The organism is Rhodococcus sp. ACPA1 (assembly GCF_002300195.1).
Lineage (GTDB): Bacteria > Actinomycetota > Actinomycetes > Mycobacteriales > Mycobacteriaceae > Rhodococcus_F > Rhodococcus_F opacus.
The window spans coordinates 1,105,640-1,127,550 of record NZ_NSDX01000001.1 but is presented as its reverse complement, the minus strand read 5'-3'; the positions used below and the strand labels follow the sequence as shown (position 1 = coordinate 1,127,550).

Genomic DNA, 21,911 nt, shown 5'->3' with positions numbered 1-21,911 from the left:
GCCCCTTGATGGGCGGCGGCGAGTTTGAGCAATGCCGGAAGGGGGTCCGCCCGGCACCAGGTTCGAAGTTCCACCTCCTACCTGTGTTTTCGGGTGTGTCCGCGACGCTAGTACGTAACGCGCGCGAGTGCCACTGTTCGGCAGAATTTCATCTGACACCCGCCACGACGACCACCGCGCTCACTCGGATACCCACTCGCGACAGCACCCGGACCGACTCGGCGGCGGTCGCCCCGGTGGTCGACACGTCATCCAGCAGGACCACCGAGATGCGGTGCAGTGCATCCGGTTCCGACGCGAGATGCCGCGCGAATACTTGACCGCTGCGCGTCAACCGGACACCACCCTCGAGGTTTACTCGACGTTGATCTGCGCTCAGTCCGACCGAATCGCGCACGGCGCGTCGCATCACGAGCGCGGGGCACACGCGTCTGCCTCCCACCGCGGCGACGGCGATCCGGGTGACGGGGTCGCCGCCGCGTGCACGGGCGGCCCGGGGACGCGTCGGAGCCGGCACCAGAACCACCGGGGCCACGTCCGGCGGGTCGAGTTCACCCCACTGCTGCAGACGGCCCAGGGCGCCCGCGACGGCGGATCCGAGGGGCGCAGCGAGATCACGCCGCCCGCGTTCCTTCGCGGCGATCACAGCCCGACGGCGGGCACCCGAGTACGGTCCGAGGGCCCACACCCCGACCCCGGGATCCACGCGGGGCCGGAGCAGCACGGGGTCGTCGGCCAACTCCGTGGCGCAGCGAGCACACCACTGAGTGCCCGGCACCCCGCACCCGCCGCATTCGCCGGGCAGGATCAGGTCGAGCAGGCTCCGGAGGCCGGGCAGGGCGCGCATGCGGGCAGTATCGGCGACCGCACCGACAGCCTCAGCCCGGCAGGACCGGGATCGCCTTCACACCCGTCAATCCGGGAACCTCCCGCCAGTACCGGTCGCCCGCCGGATCGTTGTTGTTCAACTGGAACACCGCCCGGGAGTCGGCGACGAACTCCGTGGTCGTCGACGCGTCCACGGCCACCACCGGCGCGGTCAGGTTACGGCTCGGCAGCGCGTCCATCCGCGAACCGTCGACGGCCACCTGCACGACCGGGATGTCCGAGGCCGCGCGCGCGACGACGATCGTGTCGCTCGTGCTCCAGTCCAAGGACAGCGCCGGGCTGCCCAGACCGATCGCGACCGCTCGGGGATTCGTCAAAGCGTACTCACCACCCGGCATCTGGGTGACGATCGCGAGGTAGACCTTGCCGTCGACGATCAGTGCCGCGCGCACCCCGTCGCGGGACAGCCGCAACTCGGTGATCGTGGCACCCAGCGCGGTGACGGCGCCGGCGTCGACGTTGACCACCGACGTCCGGCCGGTGCCGGGCTCGCGCAACACCCGAATCACCGTGTTGCCGTTGACCGCTGCCCAGATCGCCGAATTGTCGGGCGCCCATGTCGGGCGGGTGATCGCGCCGCCTTCGAGCACCGACGCGGCACCGTCCTCGTAGGCGCCGACCATCAGCGAACTCGCGGGTTCCGGGGCGGGACGTCCGGTGTCCGCGACCGCGGCGACCAGCTTTCCGTCCTGCGACAGCGCGAGCGAACGCATGTTGCGGGCCGAACCGAAGTACCCGGGCACCGGGGTGACGCCGGTCTCGGTGACGCTCACCATCGACCCCTCGCGCAGCGCGTGCAGCCCCACGGTGGCGCTCGAGGTCGCGAACGGATTCATCGACGCGACGTCGGCGGTGGTCCACCCGTTCGGGAACCGCTCGTCGAAGGGCTCGCCGTCGGCGAGCAGCACGTAGGGGCCCGAGATCTCCGCGTTGGCCAGCGTCCAGATCACCTGTGCCGCGAACAGCTGCTTCGCCTGCGCGTCCATGGGCGGCACGCCGGCGAAATCGATCCGGATGCCGCCGAGCCCCACCCCCACCTGCGCGGTGCGGCCGTCGGCCTTCGTGATCGGCCCCCGCACCGACACGCCGTCGCCGAGCTCGTTGCGCACGGCCGGGGCGAGGGCGGCCTTCGGCCCGTCGATCAGCAGGCCGATCAGCTGCGACGCCATCTGGTCCTGGGCGCCCGACACCCAGCGCGGATCCGGCACGACCGTCGTCCCGGCCGGATCGAGGAAGTACAGCGATTTGCGCTGATAGGTGTTCAGGAACTGTGCCCGGTCCAGGATCACGCCGGCGGGGAGCTCGGAGATCCGCCACTCCCCGTCGAGTAGCTCGAGGCTGATCTTCGTCTCGAAGCTGCCCTCCTCCGCCACGTACAGTCCGCCGGGCTCGAGCTGCCCCACCTTGTTGGCGCGGATCGTGTACGTCGCCTTGTCGGCGGACCGGGTCTCCGGCAGCACGTCGACCTTGTCGACGATGGTCGCGCTGGCCGCGTCGTCCCAGCTGCCGGACACCCCGGCGGTGAGGAATTGGCGGGCCGCCAGATGCCGGTCGGTCGGGTCCGTGCTGGCCTTGAAGAAGTCGCGGAGCAGCAGGTCGGGTTCACGCCCCGGCGCGGGGGCCGCGACGCTCGATCCCGGCGAGTCACGGTTGATCGTGCCGATCGCCTGCGGTGTGGAGGAATCCGGGAGGCTCGCGCACCCGCTGACGGTCACGAGCACCGCGAGGACGATCGCTCCGCACACCGACCGCGACAGCAGGGCGGATCGCCGACGGGGCGTCACAGGTCCTGCTCCGGAAGGTGCGAACCGTCTCGGTCACCGACGTGCGCACGCTCGCGCTTCTGGGGAACCGTGCGGGATTCGTCGGCCACCGTCTCCGGGCTCTCGTTGCGCACCGGCAACGTGGTGTCGCCCGGGACAGGCTGCCCTTGAACGTATTTCGCGGTTCCCGGTTTCAACGGCAGCGGGCTCGACACAACCTTGCGGCCCCGCACCCGCGGCAGCGTCAGCCGGAAGCAGGCGCCTTGGCCGGGTTCGCCCCACGCCTCGAGCCTGCCGTCGTGGAGATTCGCATCCTCCACACTGATCGCGAGCCCGAGGCCGGTACCGCCCGACCGTCGCACACGCGACGGATCGGACCGCCAGAACCTGTTGAACACCAGCTTCTCCTCGCCCGGCCGCAGCCCCACGCCCTGGTCGCGCACGATGAACGCCGCAGCGCTGTCGTCGGCGCGCAGGCGCAGCAGCACCGGTTTGCCTTCTCCGTGATCGATCGCGTTCGCGAGGAGGTTCCGCAGAATGCGTTCCACGCGACGCGGGTCCACCTCGGCCATGACTGCCTGATCGGGCAGGTCCACGATCAGTTCGGTCCCGCTCTCGCGCGCCAGGTGACGGACCGTCGAGACCGCCGCACGCGCACACATCCGGACGTCGAGTTGCTCGGCGGCCAGTTCCGCGACACCGGCGTCGTGCCTGCTGATCTCGAGGAGGTCGGCAAGCAGCCCCTCGAACCGGTCGAGTTCGGCGACCAGCAACTCCGACGACCGCCGGAGCACAGGGTCGAGATCGTCGCTGCCGTCGTGGATGAGATCGGCCGCCATGCGCACCGTCGTCAGCGGTGTCCGCAGCTCGTGGCTCACGTCGGAGGTGAATCTCTTCTGGAGGTTTCCGAACTCCTCGAGCTGAGTGATCTGTTTGGACAGGCTCTCCGCCATCTCGTTGAACGACATCGCCAGCCGGGCCATGTCGTCCTCGCCGCGCACGGGCATGCGTTCCTTCAGCCGGCCGTCGGCGAAGCGCACCGCGATCCGGGACGCCGACCGGATCGGCAGAACCACCTGCCGGGCGACGAGGAGCGCGATGGCCGCGAGCAGCACGGCCAGCACCGCACCACCCACCAGCAGCGTGCCGCGAACCAGCGACAGACTGCGGTCCTCACTGGCCAGCGGGAACACCAGATACAGCTCGAGCGTGGAGATCGCGGATGCGGTCGGGCTCCCGACGATCAGCGCCGGCCCCGAATAGCCTTCGGGATCGTTGACCGTGGCGAACTGGTAGGCCACCTGACCGGCCTGGACGAACGCCCGCAGTGACTCCGGGATCTGGTCCGCCGGACCGCTGGACGTCGGTGCGCGAGGGCCGTCACCGGGTACGATCAGCACAGGATCGAACGTTCCCGCCGACCCCGACGCCTGACCGGCGTCGGGCTCCCGGTTCGTCAGCGCCGCCCGGGCACCGTCGAGCTGGGTGGTGGGCGAACTACTGTCGTCCGCGCCTGCCAGCTGCCCCTCGACCGTGCTGCGGGCACGGTCCATCTCCTCGGTCGCCGCGTTGATCTTCGTTTCGAGCAGACGGTCGGTGATCTGGCTCGTCAGCACGACGCCGAGCACGACGATGACGATGAGCGACAACGTCAACGTCGAGACGACGACCCTCAGCTGCAGCGAACGACGCCACGTGTGCGCGAGGGTATTGCTCAGTGAGTGACCCCACCGAAGGATCGGCGAAACGCGTCGGTTGACACGACGCCGCCATCGGGAAACACCTGTCACGGCGGTCCGGCCTTGTAGCCGACCCCCCTGACCGTCAAAACCACTTCGGGATTCTCGGGATCAGTCTCGACCTTGGCCCGCAGACGCTGAACGTGCACGTTGACCAGTCGGGTGTCGGCTGCATGTCGGTAACCCCACACCTGCTCGAGCAGGACCTCACGGGTGAACACCTGTCGCGGTTTGCGCGCCAGAGCCACCAGGAGGTCGAACTCGAGGGGGGTGAGGGAGATCAGTTCTTCGCCCCGGCTCACCTTGTGGGCGGGGACGTCGATGACGATGTCTGCGATGCTGAGCAGCTCGGCCGGCTCGTCCTCGGTCCGGCGAAGCCGTGCCCGGACCCGCGCCACCAGCTCCTTCGGCTTGAACGGCTTCATGATGTAGTCGTCCGCGCCGGATTCCAATCCGAGGACCACGTCGACGGTGTCCGTCTTCGCGGTCAGCATCACGATGGGGACACCGGAATCGGCGCGCAGGACCCGGCACACGTCGATGCCGTTCATGCCGGGCAGCATCAGGTCGAGCAGCACCAGGTCCGGGCGTGTCTCCCGGACCGCGGTGAGCGCCTGGGTCCCGTCCCCCACCACATACGGATCGAATCCTTCGCCGCGGAGGACGATCGTGAGCATCTCCGCGAGCGCAGTGTCGTCGTCGACAACCAGAATCCTTGGCTTCATGTCCCTATCGTTGCATCTTCGGAGGCCGTAACAGCCCGTTCGCCGTTACGGCGTGCCGTGTTCTTTCTCGTCACGGCGTGCCGTGTCGTCACTCAAGAGTGCCAGGTTTTCGGCGAGCGTGACCGGATCGGTGTCCGGGGTGAGCACCCACCACGGCGAAATCCAGTCCTTCACGGCCAGCTCCCGGTACACCTCGCCGGTGCGTTCCTGCAGTCCACGGTCGCGCTCGTAGGCGTCGAGCGACCGGCTCGCATCCGCCGATTCACGGCCGCGGGCGCGTTGCTCGGCGAGTGCCACGGGAACGTCCAGATACAGCTGCAGGTCGGGCCGGGGCAGCCCCAGCCGCTCGAATTCGAGGTTCCCCACCCAGCCGACGAACTCCCCGTCCGCCCCCTGATGCAACCGGGCCGCACCGTACGCGGCGTTGGACGCCACGTAGCGGTCGAGAATCACCAGATCGTGTTCGGCGAGCAGCGCCGACAGTTCCCCGACGGCGCCGGACCGGTCCAGCGCGAACATCACGGCCATCGCGTGCACGGAGTCGCTGAGGTCACCGTGCGCGCCCTTGAGCGCCTCGGACGCCAGATCGGCGTGCACGGACCTGCCGTACCGCGGAAAGTCGAGGGTGCCGACCGCCAGGCCCTGTTCGGTGAGGCGTGTCACCACTGCGCCGACGAGTGTTCGCTTGCCCGCGCCGTCCAGGCCTTCCAGCGCAATCAGTTTTCCCACGAGGAAGAAGGGTATCCCCCGGCCCGTACGCGACGGACCGGGGGACGCCGCGATCTCTAGTACCGGTAGTGCTCAGGCTTGAACGGGCCCTCGACGTCGACGCCGATGTACTCCGCCTGCTCCTTCGTGAGCTTGGTGAGCGTGCCACCGAGCGCTTCGACGTGGATCTTCGCGACCTTCTCGTCGAGGTGCTTCGGGAGGCGGTACACCTCGTTGTCGTACTCCTCCGGCTTCGTCCACAGTTCGATCTGCGCGATCACCTGGTTGGAGAAGCTGTTGCTCATCACGAACGAGGGGTGGCCGGTGGCGTTACCGAGGTTCAGCAGGCGGCCCTCGGACAGCACGATGATCGAGTGGCCGTCCTTGAACCGGAACTCGTCCACCTGCGGCTTGATGTTGATGCGGGTGACGTCGCCGGAACGCTCGAGGCCGGCCATGTCGATCTCGTTGTCGAAGTGGCCGATGTTGCCCAGGATGGCCTGGTGCTTCATCTGGTTCATGTGCTCGAACGTGATGATGTCCTTGTTGCCCGTGGACGTGATGACGATGTCGGCCCAGCCGATGGCCTGCTCGACCGTCTTCACCTCGAAGCCGTCCATCAGCGCCTGGAGGGCGTTGATGGGGTCGACCTCGGTGACCGCGACGCGGGCACCCTGCCCGCGCAGAGCCTCCGCGCAACCCTTGCCGACGTCGCCGTAACCGCAAACGAGCGCGGCCTTGCCGCCGATCAGGACGTCGGTGCCGCGGTTGATGCCGTCGAGCAGCGAGTGCCGGGTGCCGTACTTGTTGTCGAACTTGCTCTTGGTGACCGAGTCGTTGACGTTGATGGCCGGGAACGTGAGTTCACCGGCGGCCGCGACCTGGTAGAGACGCAGGACACCGGTCGTGGTCTCCTCGGTGACGCCCTGGACCGACTCCGCAACCTTGGTCCACTTGGTCTTGTCCGCTTCGAGGGACTGACGCAGCAGGGCGAGGAACACCTTGTACTCGTCGGAATCCTGCTCGTCGTCGGTGGGCGGCACGACGCCGGCCTTCTCGAACTGCGCGCCCTTGAGGACGAGCATCGTGGCGTCGCCGCCGTCGTCGAGGATCATGTTCGCGGGCTTGTCGGCGTCCGGCCAGGTGAGCATCTTCTCGGCGGCCCACCAGTACTCCTCGAGCGTCTCGCCCTTCCACGCGAAGACCGGGGTGCCCTGCGGCGCCTCGGGCGTGCCGTGCGGGCCGACGACGATCGCGGCGGCGGCGTGATCCTGCGTCGAGAAGATGTTGCACGAGGCCCAGCGGACCTCGGCGCCCAGCGCGGTGAGCGTCTCGATGAGGACGGCCGTCTGGATGGTCATGTGCAGCGAACCGGAAATGCGAGCACCCTTGAGCGGCAGCACCTCTGCGTACTCGCGGCGAAGCGCCATCAGTCCCGGCATCTCGTGCTCGGCGAGCCGGATCTCCTTGCGGCCGAACTCGGCGAGCGAAAGGTCCGCCACCTTGAAATCGATCCCGTTTCGGCTCTCGGCCACGGGCGTGGTTGAAACTGAGGTCGTCATCTGCCTCTCCTGGTTGACTGCTGTTTCGGTCAAGGCTATCGGTACTGCGGCCCGAGGGTCACACTCACGTGAGGCTGCGCCGCGGGGCGGTCACTCCCGATCGGCCCCGTCGACCGCCTCGTCCACGAAAGGCCCCAGAAGAGCACCCAGATCCTCGGCGACGTTGGCCTCGGATTCGGGTGGCATCGAGATGTAACTCATAGCGAGGCGCACGATGGCGCGGCTGAGAATCCCCGCGTCCGACGGGTTCGCCCGCACCCAGCCCCGTTGGAAAACGTCGGCGAGCCGCGTCGACGCCCGCTCGATGATCGGCGCGCTCTCGGTCGTGATCAGACGCAGCAGATCGGGCTTGGTCTCGCCGCGCAGAAGTGACTGCACGAGCGGGTCGGACAGGCTGGCTGCGAAGAACGCGGTGAATCCGGAAAGCAGCGCGGCGCGGCCTTCCCCGACGTTCGCCTCGAGCGCCTCGTCGACCGCGTCGACCAGTTCGTCGGCCAGCCGGAGGGCGTACGCCTCCGCCAGCCCCTGCCGCGACTTGAACTCGTTGTAGAGCGTCTGCCTGCTCACCCCGGCACCGGCCGCGACATCCGACATCGTGATGTCCGACCAGTCCTTCTCGAACAGGAGATCCCGCATCGCATCGAGCACCGACTGACGCAGCAGCAGCCGCGCAGCCTCCTGATAGGGCACCCGGACACGCGACGAAGTCATGGCGAAGACATTAGTGCCCGCCGCCTCCGGGGTACTCGCCCGGTACTGCCGCTCCGGCCACCGGACGCCGAATCCCGTTGCGTGTCAGACCTCGCCGCGGCTTCGTCTCTCCATCATCGAATGGCGGCGGCTGTAGGCGAAGTAGATGATCACGCCGAGCGCCATCCACACGATGAACCGGATCCACGTCTCGACCGACAGATTCACCATCAACCACAGGCAGGCGAGGACGGCGAGGATGGGCACCCACGGAACCAGTGGGACACGGAATCCGCGGGGCAGGTCCGGTCGTGTCCGGCGCAGCACGATCACGCCGATCGACACGAGGACGAACGCGAACAGCGTTCCGATGTTGACCATTTCCTCGAGGGTGCCGATCGGGAAGATGCCCGCGAGCACGGCAACCACGACACCGACGAGCACGGTGATCCGAACAGGTGTGCCGTGCTTGCCGGTCGGCGCCAGGCGCCTGGGCATCAGTCCGTCCCGGGACATGGCGAACAGAACCCGGGTCTGCCCGAGCATCAGCACCATCACCACGGTGGTGAGGCCCGCGAGCGCACCGAACGAGATCAGGTTCTTCGCCCACGTGATCCCGTGGATGCCGAAAGCGGTGGCCAGATTGGAACTGTCCCCGGCCAATTCGTGGTAGTCGACCATGCCGGTGAGCACCAGCGTCACCGCCACGTACAGGATCGTCACGATCAGCAGCGATCCCAGAATTCCGCGGGGCAACGCCTTCTGCGGATCCTTCGTCTCCTCGGCGGTGGTGGCGACGATGTCGAAACCGATGAACGCGAAGAACACCAGGCTCGCCGCCGCCAGCAGGCCGTACCAGCCGAACGTGCTGCCGCCGGCGCCCGTGACGTAGGAGAACAGGGACTGGTGGATGCCCTCGCCCGTGCTGCCCGCCTCGGACGGAGGGATGTACGGGGAGTAGTTGTCGGTGTCGATGTAGAACGCGCCGACCACCACCACGACGAGCACCACGGCCACCTTGATCGAGGTGATCACGAGTGAGACCCGCGACGACAGCTTGGTGCCCGTCGCCAGCACGACGGTGATGATCGCGACGATGAGTACCGCACCCCAGTCGAACGTGACCGAGCCGAGCTGCGCCACCGGGGTGTGGTTGCCGATCACCTCACCGAGATAGAGCGACCAGCCCTTCGCCACGACCGACGCGGCGAGCGCGAATTCGAGGATGAGGTCCCAGCCGATGATCCACGCGATCAGCTCACCGAAAGTCGCGTACGAGAACGTGTACGCGCTGCCCGCGACCGGAACGGTCGAGGCGAACTCGGCGTAGCAGAGCGCGGCGAGCCCGCACGCGATGGCGGCGATCACGAACGCCGCCGACACGGACGGACCGGCGACGTTGCCTGCGGTGCGCGCGGTGAGCGTGAAGATGCCGGCACCGATGACGACGGCCACGCCGAAGACGGTCAGGTCCCACGCCGTCAGATCCTTGCGGAGTTTGGTTTCCGGTTCGTCCGTGTCTCGGATCGACTGCTCGATCGACTTGGTGCGGAACAATCCGGTCGGCCTGCCGCCTAGGTGCGGTTCTCCGCTGCCTTTGTCCTGGATGGCCACATCAGCCTCCTCAATCGAAAGTTGCCGTTCAGCCTATGCCTTCGGTTGCCCGGAACAGGTCGGGTTCGATGTAGATGCGGCGAGCCGCGGGGACCGCGCCGCGCACTCGCGCCTCGGCCTCGTCGATGGCCTCGGCGACGGCGCTGATGTCCGATCCGGCGGCCACCGCCACTTTCGCGGCCACGAGAATTTCCTCGGGTCCGAGGTACTGCGTCTTGCAGTGGATGACGCGCTCGATCTTCTCGCCGTCGACGAGGGCGGCGAGAATGCGCGACTCCTCGTCGGCGGTGGCTCCTTCACCGATCAGCAGGCTCTGCATCTCGACGATGAGGATGATCGCGATGATTCCGAGCAGGGCGCCGATACAGAGGGTGCCGACACCGTCCCACACCGGATCCCCGGTGAGCATCGTCAGTCCGACACCACCGAGCGCGAGGACCAGACCGACCAGTGCGCCGGTATCCTCGAGCAGCACGACGGGAAGCTCCGGGCTGCGCGACGTGCGAATGAATCCCCACCAGCTCGCCTGCCCCTTGAGGGGACGCGACTCCCGCACGGCGGTGAGGAAGCTGAACGCCTCGAGCCCGATGGCGATTACCAGGATGACCACCGCCACGAGGGGCGACGTGAGTTCCTCGGGGTGCTGGATCTTGTGGATGCCCTCGTAGATCGCGAACAGCGAACCGAGGCTGAACAACACGAGCGCGACGACGAACGAGTAGAAGTAGCGGCTACGCCCGTAACCGAACTGGTGCAGGTCGTCGGCGGCGCGTTCGGCCTTCTTCTGGCCGAGCAGGAGCAGGCCCTGGTTGGAGGTGTCGGCCACCGAGTGCACGGATTCCGCCAGCATCGACGACGAGCCGGTGATCAGGAAGCCGGCGAACTTGGCTACCGCGATACCGGCATTGGCGCCGAGCGCGGCGAGAATCGCCTTCTTTCCCCCATGAGCCGACAACTGACTTCTCCTCTCGGTCGCACACGACCCTCACGACGGGCCGCGGAGCCCTTCTCGGATCGCAGGGCGGGTCACAGGCTACGCGATCGGCGGGCCGACCCTCGCACTGAACAACTGGGCGGACTCGGTGCCCGCGGTCACCACGACTTCGGGGTCCTCGGCCGCGATCCAGACGGCGTTGCCCTGGGACAGGTCGAGGGCATCGGTTCCGCACCGCAACTCCACCGAACCCGAGGTGCACAGCAGAATGTGGGGCCCCTCCGAGTCGAGCCGGTGCTCCGTGGGGCCGTCCGGCGACAGATCGATCCGCGCGAGGACGAATTCCGGCGCCGGTGTGGAGTACACGAATTCGCCACGGCCCGGGCGTTCTTCCGCTTCCAGTATCGGAATGTCGACGGTGTCGAAGTCGAGGACGCGCAGCAACTCCGGAACGTCCACGTGCTTGGGCGTGAGTCCCCCGCGCAGCACGTTGTCGGAGTTGGCCATGATCTCGACGGCCATCCCGTGCAGGTAGGCGTGGAGGTTGCCCGCGTCGAGGTACAGGCCCTGCCCTGGTTCGAGGGTGACCCGGTTCAGGAGGAGCGCGGCCAGCACCCCCGCATCCCCCGGGTACACCTCACTCAATTCGAGGGCGGTGCGGATCTCCGCCGCGAACTCACCGTCCTTGGTGTTCGACAGATAGGCGACGCATCCGTCGAGCACCCTCGGCATCAGTGCGCCGAGCACCGGCTGCGGCAACGTGATCCACGTGGTGAACAACGCGCGGAGACCGTCCGAGTCGGGTTGCCCGGCAATCAGGCCGGCGTAGGGCTGCAGCTCCGGAACCGCGATCGCCTCGAGCAGTTTGACGGTCCGCTGCGGGTCCCGGAAACCGGCGAGCGCGTGGAACCGGCTGAGGGCCACGACGAGTTCCGGTTTGTGGCTGGCGTCCTTGTAGTTGCGCACCGAGGATTCGAGCGGAATTCCCGCTTCGTTCTCCCGGGCGAAACCCTCCCACGCCTGCTCGGCGCTCGGATGGGCCTGCAACGACAGTGGTTCCTCCGACGCGAGCAACTTCAGCAGGAACGGGAGACGTTCGCCGAACGTCTCCACACTCCGCTTGCCGAGCTGGCGTTCGGGTTCCGAGTGCACCAGGTCCAGAAGGGACCGGGGGCCCTCCTCCGTGAGGACGCGGGCCGGGTCACCCGGGTGCGCGCCCAACCACAGTTCCGCCTCCGGATGCGCCGTGGGAACCGGAAGTCCACGCAGCTGTGCGATGGCTGTGCGCGATCCCCACGCGTAGGACCGGAGCGCACCTTCGAGTCGGTGCACTAGATACCGCCGATCAACTGGAGATACGCGGCAGTCATGTCGAGCCTGCCGACGAGAACCGCCGCCTGTTCCAGCTCGGGACGCTGCGACGGAACCTGACCCTCGTCCGAGGACGCGACGACGAGATCGACGTCGCCCAGAGCGGCGATCCGGCGTTCGACGAGCATCCGATCGGCGTCGGCCGACAACACGAACGTGCGCACCGGGCTCGCCGACGGTGGACCGTCCAACTCGGGATCGTGGAATATCGAGTCGTGCGCGGAGAGCGCCTGGTCGACACGGAACGTGCCCGCCGCGCTCAGAACGTCCGGAAGCTCCGACGCGGTCGCCACCCGGCCCGCGTGCAGCAGCGCCTCGGCGCCGTGCCGGGCCAGTTCCACCGTGCTCTCCGTATCGCCCGTGAGCACGATACGGCGTCCCTGCATGCGGGAGGCCAACGATTTCGCGGGATTGTGGAACACCTCGCTGTTCGGCCTGTCGCGCAGCGCCTCACCGTCGACGGCGTCGGCGATCTGCTCGAGGTCGGGAACCTCGTCACCCCAGCGTTCCGAACCGACCACCCGGAGGACGGCCAGCAGAACGGCGAAGTACCGGAGCAGACCGTGCCGGGTGAGTGCCCGGACCCGCGGCGCGAACATGACGACGCGTCCGGCCGCCGCGGCCTGCAAGGGTCCCTCGTCCGGTGCCGCCACCACCACTTCGGCGCCGCGGCGCACCGCCGCGTCGATGGCCTGCACGAGCCGCGGGTCGCCTGCGTCGTCGCCGGCCACCACGACCACGTCGAGCGGGCCCACCCACACGGGGGTCCGGGTGGCGCGCACCAGCGGGAAACCGATCCGTTCGGCGAGGACCGCCGTCAGGATCGCCGCCCCGCGGCTGGCCCGCCCCGCACCGGTCACCACCACCACACTGCGCGGACGCAGCCCCTGCAGTCGTTCGAGCGCCCCCTCCTCGACCGCGGACCGGGTGGCCCGGATCTGGGCACCCCCCATGGCGGCGGATCGCAACACACCCTCGGTGTCCGCCGCAACCAGTGCGTCCCCGTCGTCCAGATCGACCAGGGGCGTCGGCGCTGTCATGACACCGCACCCCCTTTCTTCATCAGTGCAAGCCACATCCGCAGCACGAGCAGAACCTGTACTTCCAACTATGGCAGTCAGGCTCGGACGATGCCCAGTATCTCGGTAACGAGTGCATCTACCTCGGCCGCCGTCGCCGCCTCCACGTTGAGTCGCAGGAGCGGTTCGGTGTTGGAGGCCCGCAAGTTGAACCACGCGCCGTCCGCCAGTGCGACCGTGACACCGTCGAGCCGATCCACGTCCGTGGTGCGCTCGGCGAACGCCGACAGCACCGCGTCGGTCCGTTCGGCGGCGTCCGCGACGGTCGAGTTGATCTCGCCCGACGCCGCGTACCGCTCGTACTTCGCCATCAGCTCGGACAGCGGACGATCCTGCTCCCCCAGTGCCGCGAGGACGTGCAGTCCGGCGAGCATGCCGGAGTCGGCGCCCCAGAAGTCGCGGAAGTAGTAGTGCGCGGAGTGCTCGCCGCCGAAGATCGCGCCCGTCTCGGCCATCTGCTGCTTGATGAACGAATGCCCCACCCGGGTGCGGATCGGGTGTCCGCCCAGCTCGGTCACCAGCTCCGGCACCGCGCGGGACGTGATGAGGTTGTGGATGACGGTCGCGCCGGGCTCCTTGGCCAGCTCCCGCTCGGCGACCAGGGCCGTGACGGCGGACGGCGACACCGGGTTGCCGAGCTCGTCGACCACGAAGCAGCGGTCGGCGTCGCCGTCGAACGCCAGACCGATGTCGGCACCGGTCTCACGGACGTACCGCTGCAGGTCCACGAGGTTGGCCGGGTCGAGCGGGTTCGCCTCGTGGTTCGGGAACGTGCCGTCGAGCTCGAAGTACAGCGGTTCCAGCTTCACCGGCATCGGCTCGAACACGGCGGGGACGGTGTGCCCGCCCATGCCGTTGCCCGCGTCGACGGCCACCGTCAGCGGGCGGAGGTCGGAGAGGTTCACCAGTCCGCGGACGAAACTCGCGTACTGCTCGAGCACGTCCTCCTCGGACACCGTGCCGGGAGCGCCGTCGAACGCGGGAACCCCGTCGACGACCTCGGCCGCGATCGTGGCGAGGCCCGTCTCCTGGCCCACCGGCTTCGCGCCTGCGCGGCACAGCTTGATGCCGTTGTACTTCGCCGGGTTGTGGCTCGCCGTGAACATCGCACCCGGGCAGTCGAACAGCCCCGAAGCGAAATACAGCTGATCGGTGGACGCGAGTCCGATGAGGACGACGTCCAGGCCCTGGTCGGTGACGCCGTCGGCGAATGCGCGGGCCAGTTCCGGGGACGACGCGCGCATGTCGTAGCCGATCACGACCTTCGTGGCGCTGTCCTCGCGAACGAGTCGTGCGAATGCGCCACCCACGTCCTGCACGAACGCGGCGTCGATGTGTTCACCGACGACACCCCGCACGTCGTAAGCCTTGATCACGGCATGTACGGACTCGGCTGTTCGCGCCACTTCTTGTTTCTCCTTTACGAGCACCAGTGCTGGCGCAAGCCTAATGCCTGCCCGTCGCGGGCACGGCACGCCGCGGACCGCAGGCCCGGAAGCAGGCTGGACGTCAGTTGGAAGGGTCGGGAAGTACCCGCAGGTGGCCGCGACGACCGGTGCGCGCCGGGCTGGGCTGGGTGCCGGTCTCCGCGCGATCCTCGGTGGACACGGCCCGTTCGGACCGCCCGCGATCGCCGAGGCCCGCCTCCCGCACGGCCTCCGCCAGCGCGGTCAGATCGTCCTCGTCCGGGGTGCTCGACGAGAACCCACCCTCGTACCGAACCAGTTCCCAGCCCTTGGGTGCGGTGATCCTCGACGCGTGCGTTTCGCACAGATCCCACGAGTGCGGCTCGTCGACCGTGGCAAGCGGGCCGACGACGGCGGTGGAGTCGGAGTAGACGTACGTGAGCGTCGCGACAGCGGGGTTCTTGCACCCGGGGCGGCAGCATCGACGCAGAGATCTCACAGCTAGGAAGCCTAGCCCCACGAAGGCCCGACACCTACTCGGACACACCGAGAGTGTGCGGCTGTCGTAATGTCCACACCATGTCCAGAGCACGACGCAGGCGTCCCGTGACCACCCGATCCGTCGACCGACGGGGACGGGGAATCCGCGGCTCCGTGTTTCCTCCGGACGCGCCGGCACGACGGAGCCGCGCAGAGAAGTTCGATCTGGTGGTGCTCGAGGCATTCGCGCCGATCGACGCGCGCTGGCGCGAACGCCTGACGAAGCTGGACATCGCTGTCGACGAGGTCCCGAAGATTCATGCGCTCGACCCGGATTCGGTCAACTGGCCCGCCGAGGTCGTGGCGGACGGGCCCGTGCCACTGTCCCGACTGATCCCGGCCGGCATCGACCGGCACGGATCCACGACGCGGGCGCGAGTCGTCCTGTTCCGACGACCGCTCGAACAGCGCGCCAAGGACCCGGACGACCTCACCGACCTGGTGCACGACGTGCTCGTACAGCAGGTGAGTACGTACCTCGGAGTCGAACCCGAGGTCATCGACCCGGATTTGCCGGGCGACGAAGACTGAACTAGACGATCCCCCGCTTCAGGCGCCGGCGCTCACGCTCCGACAGGCCACCCCAGATACCGAACCGCTCGTCATTGGCCAGTGCGTAGTCGAGGCACTCGTCCCGCACCTCACAGCCCAGGCAGATGCGCTTCGCTTCCCTGGTGGAGCCTCCCTTTTCGGGGAAGAAGGCCTCCGGGTCGGTCTGCGCACAGAGCGCGCGTTCCTGCCACTGATCCTCGATGGTCTCGAACAGTTCGTCGAAACCGGTCACCAGACTCAACGCCGGGCGGGGGCCCGTCGTCTCGACTTCCTGTGCGACGAGTTCCGGCACAGGAATTTCTTTCACACTGCCTTCTTGCACACAGACTTCTTGAACACAGACGCCGTCCGCTGCGCCTGCTTCGGAATTGGTCTGCGGTTCGTCGCTTACTGTGCTCCAGCGAGTCTCCGACTCGATCTGCTCATTGGGCATCGTTCCGCCTCCTCACCTGTGATAGCGCAGAAAATTTCGATCGATCATGTACCCCGAACCGAACACCCCTGCCACCCCTTCGAACAACCGTTCGAATTGATCCCCGCTGCAAGTGATTCCACGCCCACAACGTCGGAATGACATATTTGTGATTAGACACGCCCAGCGTGTCGCGGTCAAGCTAACCGTCGAAAGTCGATTACTATTTCGCGCTCTCGATTCGCTCCGCGGAAGCAGCCCACAGGAGGCGGGCGGCCACCGCCTAGGCTTGCATCGTGAACGTGACTGTATTGGTTGGCGGGGTGGGCGGGGCCCGGTTCCTGCAAGGTGTGCGGAGGTTGCTCGGGGTCGATGCGCCCGGTCGTGGGGGTGCCGGTTCCGGTCATTCCATCACCGCGGTGGTCAATGTCGGTGACGACGTGTGGATGCACGGGTTGCGGATCTGCCCGGACCTGGACACCTGCATGTACACCCTCGGGGACGGCATCGACACCGGGCGTGGGTGGGGGCATGCCGGTGAAACCTGGAACGCCAAGGCCGAACTCGCCGCCTACGGTGCGAAACCGGATTGGTTCGGGCTCGGTGACCGGGACATCGCGACGCATCTGATCCGCACGCAGATGCTGCGGACGGGGTATCCGTTGTCGGCGGTGACCGAGGCGTTGTGCAACCGGTGGCAGCCGGGTGTGACGCTGCTGCCGGTGACCGACGATCGTAGTGAAACTCACGTCGTGATCACCGATCCCGAGGACGGGGAGCAGCGGGCGATCCACTTCCAGGAGTGGTGGGTGCGGTACCGCGCCCAGGTCCCGACGCACAGCTTCGCGCACATCGGCGCCGAGCAGGCCGCCCCGGCGCCGGGGGTGCTCGAGGCGATCGAGACCGCCGACATCGTGCTGCTGGCACCGTCGAATCCGGTGGTCAGTGTCGGGGCGATCCTGGCGGTGCCGGGGATCCGGGGTGCGCTCCGCACCACCGCGGCGAAGGTGGTCGGGATCTCGCCGATCGTCGGCGGAAAACCGTTGCGCGGCATGGCCGACGAATGCCTCGACGTGATCGGCGTCGAAACCTCCGCGGAGGCGATCGGCCGCTGGTACGGGGCCCGGTCCGGGACCGGGATCCTCGACGGCTGGCTGGTTCACGACACCGACACCGCCGAGGTCCCCGGTGTCGAGGTGGCCCGGGTGCCGCTGATCATGACCGACCCTGACGCCACCGCCGCGATGGTGCGGGCGGCGCTGGACGTGGCGGGGGTGACGCTGTGAGCGACCGCACCGGTTCCGCCCGGCTCGATCACGCCCCGGGCGGCGCGCTCGAGATCCGCCCGGTGATCGGTCTGCCCGAGTTCCGGCCCGGCGACGACCTGGCGGCAGCCGTGGTCGCGGCCGCGCCGTGGCTCGCCGAAGGGGACGTGCTGGTGGTCACCAGCAAGGTGTTCTCGAAGGTCGAGGGCCGGATCGTGTCCTCGCCGACCGACCCGGACGAACGCGATGCCGCCCGCCGGCGGCTGGTCGAGCAGGAAGCGGTCCGGGTCGTGGCCCGCAAGGGCCGGACCCTGATCACCGAGAACCGGCTCGGGATCGTGCAGGCCGCCTCGGGCATCGACGGCTCGAACGTGGAGGGCTCCGAACTGGCGCTGCTGCCGGAGGATCCCGATGCCAGCGCCCGAACCTTGCGCGATGCGATCGAGGTGGCGCTCGGGGTGCGGGTGGCGGTGGTGGTCACCGACACCATGGGCCGGGCGTGGCGCAACGGCCAGATCGACGCCGCGATCGGCGCAGCCGGGCTTCCGGTGTTGCACGGGTACGCCGGGTCCCGCGACAGTCAGGGCAACGAACTGGTGGTGACGGAGGTGGCGGTCGCCGACGAGATCGCCGCGGCGGGGGATCTGGTCAAGGGCAAACTCGGCGGGGTACCGGTCGCGGTCGTGCGTGGCCTGGATCTGGTCGACGACGGTTCGCGGGCACAGGATCTGATCCGGCGCGGCGCCGAGGACCTGTTCTGGCTCGGCACCGCCGAATCGGTCGAGATGGGGCGGGCGGAGGCGTTGCTGCTGCGCCGCTCGGTCCGGCAGTTCGCGACCGACCCGGTTGATCCGGATGCGGTGCGGGCGTCTCTCGCGGACGCCCTGACCGCGCCCGCACCGCACCACACCCGACCGGTCCGTTTCGTGTGGGTCCGCACCCCCGCCGTCCGCGACGCACTGCTGACCCGGATGCGGAAGCAGTGGCGCACCGACCTGGCCGCCGACGGGATGAGCGCAGACGCGGTGGCGGCGCGGGTGGCCCGCGGCAACATCCTGTTCGACGCACCGGAGGTGATCATCCCGTTCTGCGTCCCCGACGGCGCCCACAGCTACCCCGACAAGCGCCGGCAGGCGGCCGAGGCGACGATGTTCACCGTCGCGGCCGGTGCCGCAGTGCAAGCACTGCTGGTGTCGTTGGCCACCAAGGGAATCGGCAGCTGCTGGATCGGGTCGACGATCTTCGCCCCGGACCTCGTCCGCAGCACCCTCGACGTGCCCGCCGACTGGCAACCACTCGGCGCGGTCGCCGTCGGCCACCCCCTCGAACCACTCACCCCCCGACACGCCGCCGACCCCGGCGACGCCCTGATCGAGAGATGACCCACGCGCAATGAGCGCCGAATCACTACACCGCACCGCGACCGCCGCGCTCGAGGGCTGGAAAACGCTCGACGAGAACGACGAATCGTTGCGCCACACCATGCTCGCGTTCCTCGCGTCGGCGCCGCTCGGGTGCCTGCGTGAGCACGCACCCGGACACATCACGGCGTCGTCCCTCGTCCTGGACGAGGGAGGATGTCACGTGCTTCTGACCCTGCATCCCCGGGTCGGCCGGTGGATCCAATTGGGCGGGCACTGCGAGCCTTCCGACGAGACCGTCGTCGACGCCGCGCTGCGGGAGGCGTGCGAGGAATCGGGAATTCCCGACCTCCGCATCGATCCCGACCTGCTGTCGGCGCACACCCACCCGATCACGTGCTCACTCGGACAGCCCACCCGGCACCTGGATCTCCGGTTCCTCGTCCGCGCGCGTCCCGACGCCCACATCGTGCGCAGCTCCGAATCGACGGACCTCCGCTGGTGGCCGGTGGACGCACTGCCGCCGAACGCGGAGAAGTCCACGATCGACCAGCTCGTACACCTGGCCGGACTGCGCTAGGGGCGCTGTTCCGACGTCGGGCGTTTCGCCGAGATACGGTCGCCGGAGGATGTTCCCCAGATCGCCGGGTCGGCGTAGCCGAGATCCCCCGAACGGCCGCAAGGTGCTCGGCAACCCGATCCGATCGTCCGCGTAATCCGTTGGGACGCCTCGGGTCCGGATCGCCGATCCCTCCGTGAACGAATCGTCGAGCGCCACTCAGCGTGTGAAGCCGTGCGTCACTTCACCAGCGCTTCGGCGGAAGCCGGGCCCTTCATGGCCGGAGGTAGCCGATCAGCGTTGCGTGGTAGAGCCGGGACTGCACGTGGAATCGTCCTGGAAGACCTTTCCGGGATCCGCGAGCGGGTACGGCTGGCCAAGGCACAGCGGCAACAACTGCACTCGTGGGCGTATGCACAGTTGCGGGACTTCGTCACCTACAAAGCCGCGTCGGTGGGTGTCCCTGTGGAGGTCATCAACCCGCGGAACACCTCGCGGACGTGCTACCCGTGCGGGCACGTCGACAAGGCGAACCGGATCACACAGGATCGGTTTGTGTGCCGGGTGTGTGGACATGTCGATCAGGCAGATCACAATGCCGCGTTGAACATCGGCTACCTGGGGTACGTGAAGTACATGACCACGACGCACGGCTATTGGGCCGCCTAATCAACCGGCCTACAGTCGGCGCGCCTGACAGCCAGTCGGGGACGCGACTGGCAAACCCGCCCTTCAGGGCAGGGATACGTTGATCTCTCACACGTCCGTGCTGAAGCGGACCCCGCCGTCGGGCAACGTCACTCCCGGCCACACCCGGGCGCCGCGCAGGAGTTCACATCGGGCGCCGATGTCGGCTCCGTCACCGATCACCGCGTCACGCACCAGAGCCCGCGGCCCGATGCGTGCCCCGAAACCGATGATGGACCGTTCGACGGTCGCTCCCGCCTCGACCACGGCGCCGTCGAACAGCACCGCGCCGTCGAGTCGTGCGCCCGCACCCACCTCGGCGCCGCGACCGACGACGGTTCCGCCGATCAGCAGCGCACCCGGGGCGACACCCGCACCCGGGTGGACGAGCGATTCGCCGCGGGGACCGTCGAGCGCAGGCGACGGAGCGATGCCCCGCACCAGGTCCGCGGAACCGCGCACGAAATCCTCGGGGGTGCCCATATCGCGCCAGTACGAGGAGTCGACGTGTCCGTACACGCGGGCGTCCTCGGCCAGCAGCGACGGGAACACCTCGCGCTCCACCGACACCGCGCGTCCCTCGGGGATCCGTTCGATGATCTCGCGCTTGAAGACGTAGCAGCCGGCATTGATCTGGTCGGTCGGCGGGTCCTGCGTCTTCTCGAGGAACGCGGTGACCCGGCCGTCGGCGTCGGTGGGCACGCAGCCGAACGCCCGCGGATCCCCCACCCGCACGAGGTGCAGGGTGACGTCCGCGTCCCGGTTCCGGTGGGTGTCGAGGATCGCGCCCAGGTCGGTGCCGCCCAGGACGTCGCCGTTGAAGACCATGGCGTGGTCACCACGCAGCTTCGGCAGAACGTTGCGAATGCCGCCACCGGTGCCGAGAGGCTCGGTCTCGGTGACGTAGTCGATCTCGAGTCCCAGCTTCGAGCCGTCGCCGAAGTAGTCCTCGAAGACCTCCGCCTTGAAGGATGTGCCGAGGACCACGTGCTTGATCCCGGCCGCCCCGATCCGCGCGAGCAGATGCTGGAGGAACGGCAGACCCGCCGTGGGCAGCATGGGCTTGGGCGCCGACAACGTCAGCGGGCGAAGCCTCGTTCCCTTACCGCCGACCAGCACCACTGCATCGGTCGTCTTCTCAATTGCCATGAGTCGTTCCCCCCTCGTTCTGGTTCGTGCGTCGTTCCCGGACCGCGGCAGCCACGGCGATCTTCGACCGCACTGCCAATCCTCCCCGAAGTGCCCACCGCAGCGGCGCCTGCCACCAGTGGGGATGACGATCGGCCTGGAACCGGTACGCGCTCTGATGGTGAGCGGGCAGCATCAGTTCCGGATGCTTGCCCGCGGCGTGCCCCTTCGCGTGGGTGACCTCGGCGGAGGGCACGTACACGTTGAGCCACCCGGCCTTGCCCAGTCGGTCGCCGAGGTCGACGTCCTCCATGTACATGAAGTAGCGGGAATCGAAGCCGTTGATCGAGTCGAAGGCCGCCCGCCGCATCAGCAGGCACGAACCGGACAACCAGCCGACCGACCGCTCACTGACCGTCTCGTTCTCCTGGCGGTAGCCGGCAGTCCACGGGTTGGACGGCCACACCGTGCCCAGAATCGCGTGCCCTGCCCCCGACACGAGGTCGGGCACCTGGCGCGCCGACGGGTAGACGCTCCCGTCGGGTTCCAGAACGAGAGGTCCGAGCGCCCCCGCTCGCGGCCAGCGCTCGGCGGCCGCGAGGAGTACGTCGATCGATCCGGGCGCCCAGCGAACATCCGGATTGGCGATGACGACGAACTCGATCTCGTCGTCGATCTCCGCCACAGCCCTGTTGATGGCACCGCCGTAGCCGATGTTCCCGCCGGTGCGCAGCAGGCGCACGTGGTCGTGCGCCGCGTCCGCGGCCTCGGGGGCGCCGTCCGTCGATCCGTTGTCGGCCATCACGACCTGCGGATCTTCTTTCGTCGCCTCGGCGAGAGTGCCCAGGAATTGCTCCAGATGCTCACCTGGCGAAAAGGTCACCGTCACCACGGCCAGCTTCGAACTCACGCGGGCAAGCGTAGCCGT

General features: G+C 68.2%; 20 protein-coding genes and 1 pseudogene. 5 read left to right on the top strand and 16 right to left on the bottom strand.

Annotated elements, in window-relative coordinates:
* Nucleotides 1-148: 148 nt before the first annotated feature.
* The 13 genes from CJ177_RS04940 to CJ177_RS04880 form a co-directional block, all read right to left on the bottom strand.
* The gene (locus tag CJ177_RS04940; RefSeq protein ID WP_095867357.1) at nt 149-847 is read right to left on the bottom strand and encodes a ComF family protein; all 699 of its coding nucleotides are present in this window, start codon (nt 845-847) and stop codon (nt 149-151) included.
* A gap of 31 nt (nt 848-878) precedes the next feature.
* Nucleotides 879-2,672 (bottom strand): MtrAB system accessory lipoprotein LpqB, encoded by a 1,794-nt coding sequence (lpqB, locus tag CJ177_RS04935; RefSeq protein WP_005240062.1) that lies wholly within the window; start codon nt 2,670-2,672, stop codon nt 879-881.
* Nucleotides 2,669-4,441, bottom strand: coding sequence for an MtrAB system histidine kinase MtrB (gene mtrB / locus CJ177_RS04930; RefSeq protein ID WP_005240060.1), 1,773 nt, complete (start codon nt 4,439-4,441; stop codon nt 2,669-2,671). Before mtrB ends, lpqB begins: the two co-directional genes overlap by 4 nt.
* Nucleotides 4,438-5,115: an MtrAB system response regulator MtrA gene (gene mtrA, locus CJ177_RS04925; protein ID WP_005240059.1), complete on the bottom strand. Its 678-nt coding sequence runs from the start codon at nt 5,113-5,115 to the stop codon at nt 4,438-4,440. The genes mtrB and mtrA overlap by 4 nt, the downstream gene beginning before the upstream one ends.
* A 45-nt stretch (nt 5,116-5,160) precedes the next feature.
* Nucleotides 5,161-5,844, bottom strand: a complete 684-nt coding sequence (locus tag CJ177_RS04920; RefSeq protein WP_095867356.1) for a dTMP kinase — start codon at nt 5,842-5,844, stop codon at nt 5,161-5,163.
* A 56-nt stretch (nt 5,845-5,900) separates the two neighbouring features.
* Entirely contained in the window at nt 5,901-7,385 is a 1,485-nt protein-coding gene (gene ahcY / locus CJ177_RS04915) for an adenosylhomocysteinase (protein WP_061041179.1), read from the bottom strand.
* Between the two features lie 90 nt (nt 7,386-7,475).
* Nucleotides 7,476-8,096 (bottom strand): TetR/AcrR family transcriptional regulator, encoded by a 621-nt coding sequence (locus CJ177_RS04910; protein ID WP_005240050.1) that lies wholly within the window; start codon nt 8,094-8,096, stop codon nt 7,476-7,478.
* Between the two features lie 84 nt (nt 8,097-8,180).
* On the bottom strand, nt 8,181-9,689 hold the full coding sequence (locus CJ177_RS04905; RefSeq protein WP_005240049.1) for an amino acid permease: 1,509 nt from the start codon (nt 9,687-9,689) through the stop codon (nt 8,181-8,183).
* Between the two features lie 28 nt (nt 9,690-9,717).
* The gene (locus CJ177_RS04900; RefSeq protein WP_005240048.1) at nt 9,718-10,644 is read right to left on the bottom strand and encodes a cation diffusion facilitator family transporter; all 927 of its coding nucleotides are present in this window, start codon (nt 10,642-10,644) and stop codon (nt 9,718-9,720) included.
* Nucleotides 10,645-10,722: 78 nt separating this feature from the next.
* On the bottom strand, nt 10,723-11,955 hold the full coding sequence (gene manA / locus CJ177_RS04895) for a mannose-6-phosphate isomerase, class I (RefSeq protein ID WP_005240047.1): 1,233 nt from the start codon (nt 11,953-11,955) through the stop codon (nt 10,723-10,725).
* Nucleotides 11,955-13,034 carry a hypothetical protein gene (locus CJ177_RS04890; protein ID WP_025432289.1) on the bottom strand — a complete coding sequence of 360 codons (1,080 nt, stop codon included), beginning with the start codon at nt 13,032-13,034 and terminating at the stop codon, nt 11,955-11,957. The genes manA and CJ177_RS04890 overlap by 1 nt, the downstream gene beginning before the upstream one ends.
* Nucleotides 13,035-13,111: 77 nt before the next feature.
* Nucleotides 13,112-14,479, bottom strand: a complete 1,368-nt coding sequence (locus CJ177_RS04885; protein WP_025432288.1) for a phosphomannomutase/phosphoglucomutase — start codon at nt 14,477-14,479, stop codon at nt 13,112-13,114.
* Nucleotides 14,480-14,582: 103 nt separating this feature from the next.
* Entirely contained in the window at nt 14,583-14,978 is a 396-nt protein-coding gene (locus tag CJ177_RS04880; RefSeq protein ID WP_025432287.1) for a DUF3499 domain-containing protein, read from the bottom strand.
* An 80-nt stretch (nt 14,979-15,058) separates the two neighbouring features.
* Here CJ177_RS04880 and CJ177_RS04875 point away from each other — a divergent pair, with 80 nt between their 5' ends.
* Nucleotides 15,059-15,550: a metallopeptidase family protein gene (locus CJ177_RS04875; protein ID WP_029539455.1), complete on the top strand. Its 492-nt coding sequence runs from the start codon at nt 15,059-15,061 to the stop codon at nt 15,548-15,550.
* Between the two features lies 1 nt (nt 15,551).
* On the opposite strand, the gene CJ177_RS04870 is transcribed toward CJ177_RS04875, so the two are convergent.
* On the bottom strand, nt 15,552-15,812 hold the full coding sequence (locus tag CJ177_RS04870; RefSeq protein ID WP_166680705.1) for a WhiB family transcriptional regulator: 261 nt from the start codon (nt 15,810-15,812) through the stop codon (nt 15,552-15,554).
* A 467-nt stretch (nt 15,813-16,279) separates the two neighbouring features.
* Here CJ177_RS04870 and cofD point away from each other — a divergent pair, with 467 nt between their 5' ends.
* From cofD to CJ177_RS04845, 4 genes and pseudogenes are all read left to right on the top strand, one after another.
* The gene (cofD, locus tag CJ177_RS04865) at nt 16,280-17,269 is read left to right on the top strand and encodes a 2-phospho-L-lactate transferase (protein WP_061041180.1); all 990 of its coding nucleotides are present in this window, start codon (nt 16,280-16,282) and stop codon (nt 17,267-17,269) included.
* On the top strand, nt 17,266-18,630 hold the full coding sequence (locus CJ177_RS04860; protein WP_095867355.1) for a coenzyme F420-0:L-glutamate ligase: 1,365 nt from the start codon (nt 17,266-17,268) through the stop codon (nt 18,628-18,630). Before cofD ends, CJ177_RS04860 begins: the two co-directional genes overlap by 4 nt.
* A 10-nt stretch (nt 18,631-18,640) precedes the next feature.
* On the top strand, nt 18,641-19,189 hold the full coding sequence (locus CJ177_RS04855) for an NUDIX hydrolase (RefSeq protein ID WP_005240029.1): 549 nt from the start codon (nt 18,641-18,643) through the stop codon (nt 19,187-19,189).
* Nucleotides 19,190-19,486: 297 nt separating this feature from the next.
* Nucleotides 19,487-19,837: pseudogene (locus CJ177_RS04845) on the top strand (zinc ribbon domain-containing protein); the annotation flags it as partial.
* An 87-nt stretch (nt 19,838-19,924) separates the two neighbouring features.
* Here the strand turns inward: CJ177_RS04845 and CJ177_RS04840 are convergent.
* Entirely contained in the window at nt 19,925-21,004 is a 1,080-nt protein-coding gene (locus CJ177_RS04840) for a sugar phosphate nucleotidyltransferase (RefSeq protein ID WP_005240024.1), read from the bottom strand.
* Nucleotides 20,994-21,893 (bottom strand): glycosyltransferase family 2 protein, encoded by a 900-nt coding sequence (locus tag CJ177_RS04835; RefSeq protein WP_061043495.1) that lies wholly within the window; start codon nt 21,891-21,893, stop codon nt 20,994-20,996. Before CJ177_RS04835 ends, CJ177_RS04840 begins: the two co-directional genes overlap by 11 nt.
* Nucleotides 21,894-21,911: the final 18 nt, after the last annotated feature.

Bases quoted from the DNA above. Each gene is read 5' to 3' on its own strand.
- CJ177_RS04940 (WP_095867357.1), bottom strand. From the start codon at position 847: ATGCGCGCCCTGCCCGGCCTCCGGAGCCTGCTCGACCTGATCCTGCCC.
- mtrA (WP_005240059.1), bottom strand. From the start codon at position 5,115: ATGAAGCCAAGGATTCTGGTTGTCGACGACGACACTGCGCTCGCGGAG.
- ahcY (WP_061041179.1), bottom strand. From the start codon at position 7,385: ATGACGACCTCAGTTTCAACCACGCCCGTGGCCGAGAGCCGAAACGGG.
- CJ177_RS04910 (WP_005240050.1), bottom strand. From the start codon at position 8,096: ATGACTTCGTCGCGTGTCCGGGTGCCCTATCAGGAGGCTGCGCGGCTG.
- CJ177_RS04890 (WP_025432289.1), bottom strand. From the start codon at position 13,034: ATGACAGCGCCGACGCCCCTGGTCGATCTGGACGACGGGGACGCACTG.
- CJ177_RS04875 (WP_029539455.1), top strand. From the start codon at position 15,059: ATGTCCAGAGCACGACGCAGGCGTCCCGTGACCACCCGATCCGTCGAC.
- CJ177_RS04855 (WP_005240029.1), top strand. From the start codon at position 18,641: ATGAGCGCCGAATCACTACACCGCACCGCGACCGCCGCGCTCGAGGGC.
- CJ177_RS04840 (WP_005240024.1), bottom strand. From the start codon at position 21,004: ATGGCAATTGAGAAGACGACCGATGCAGTGGTGCTGGTCGGCGGTAAG.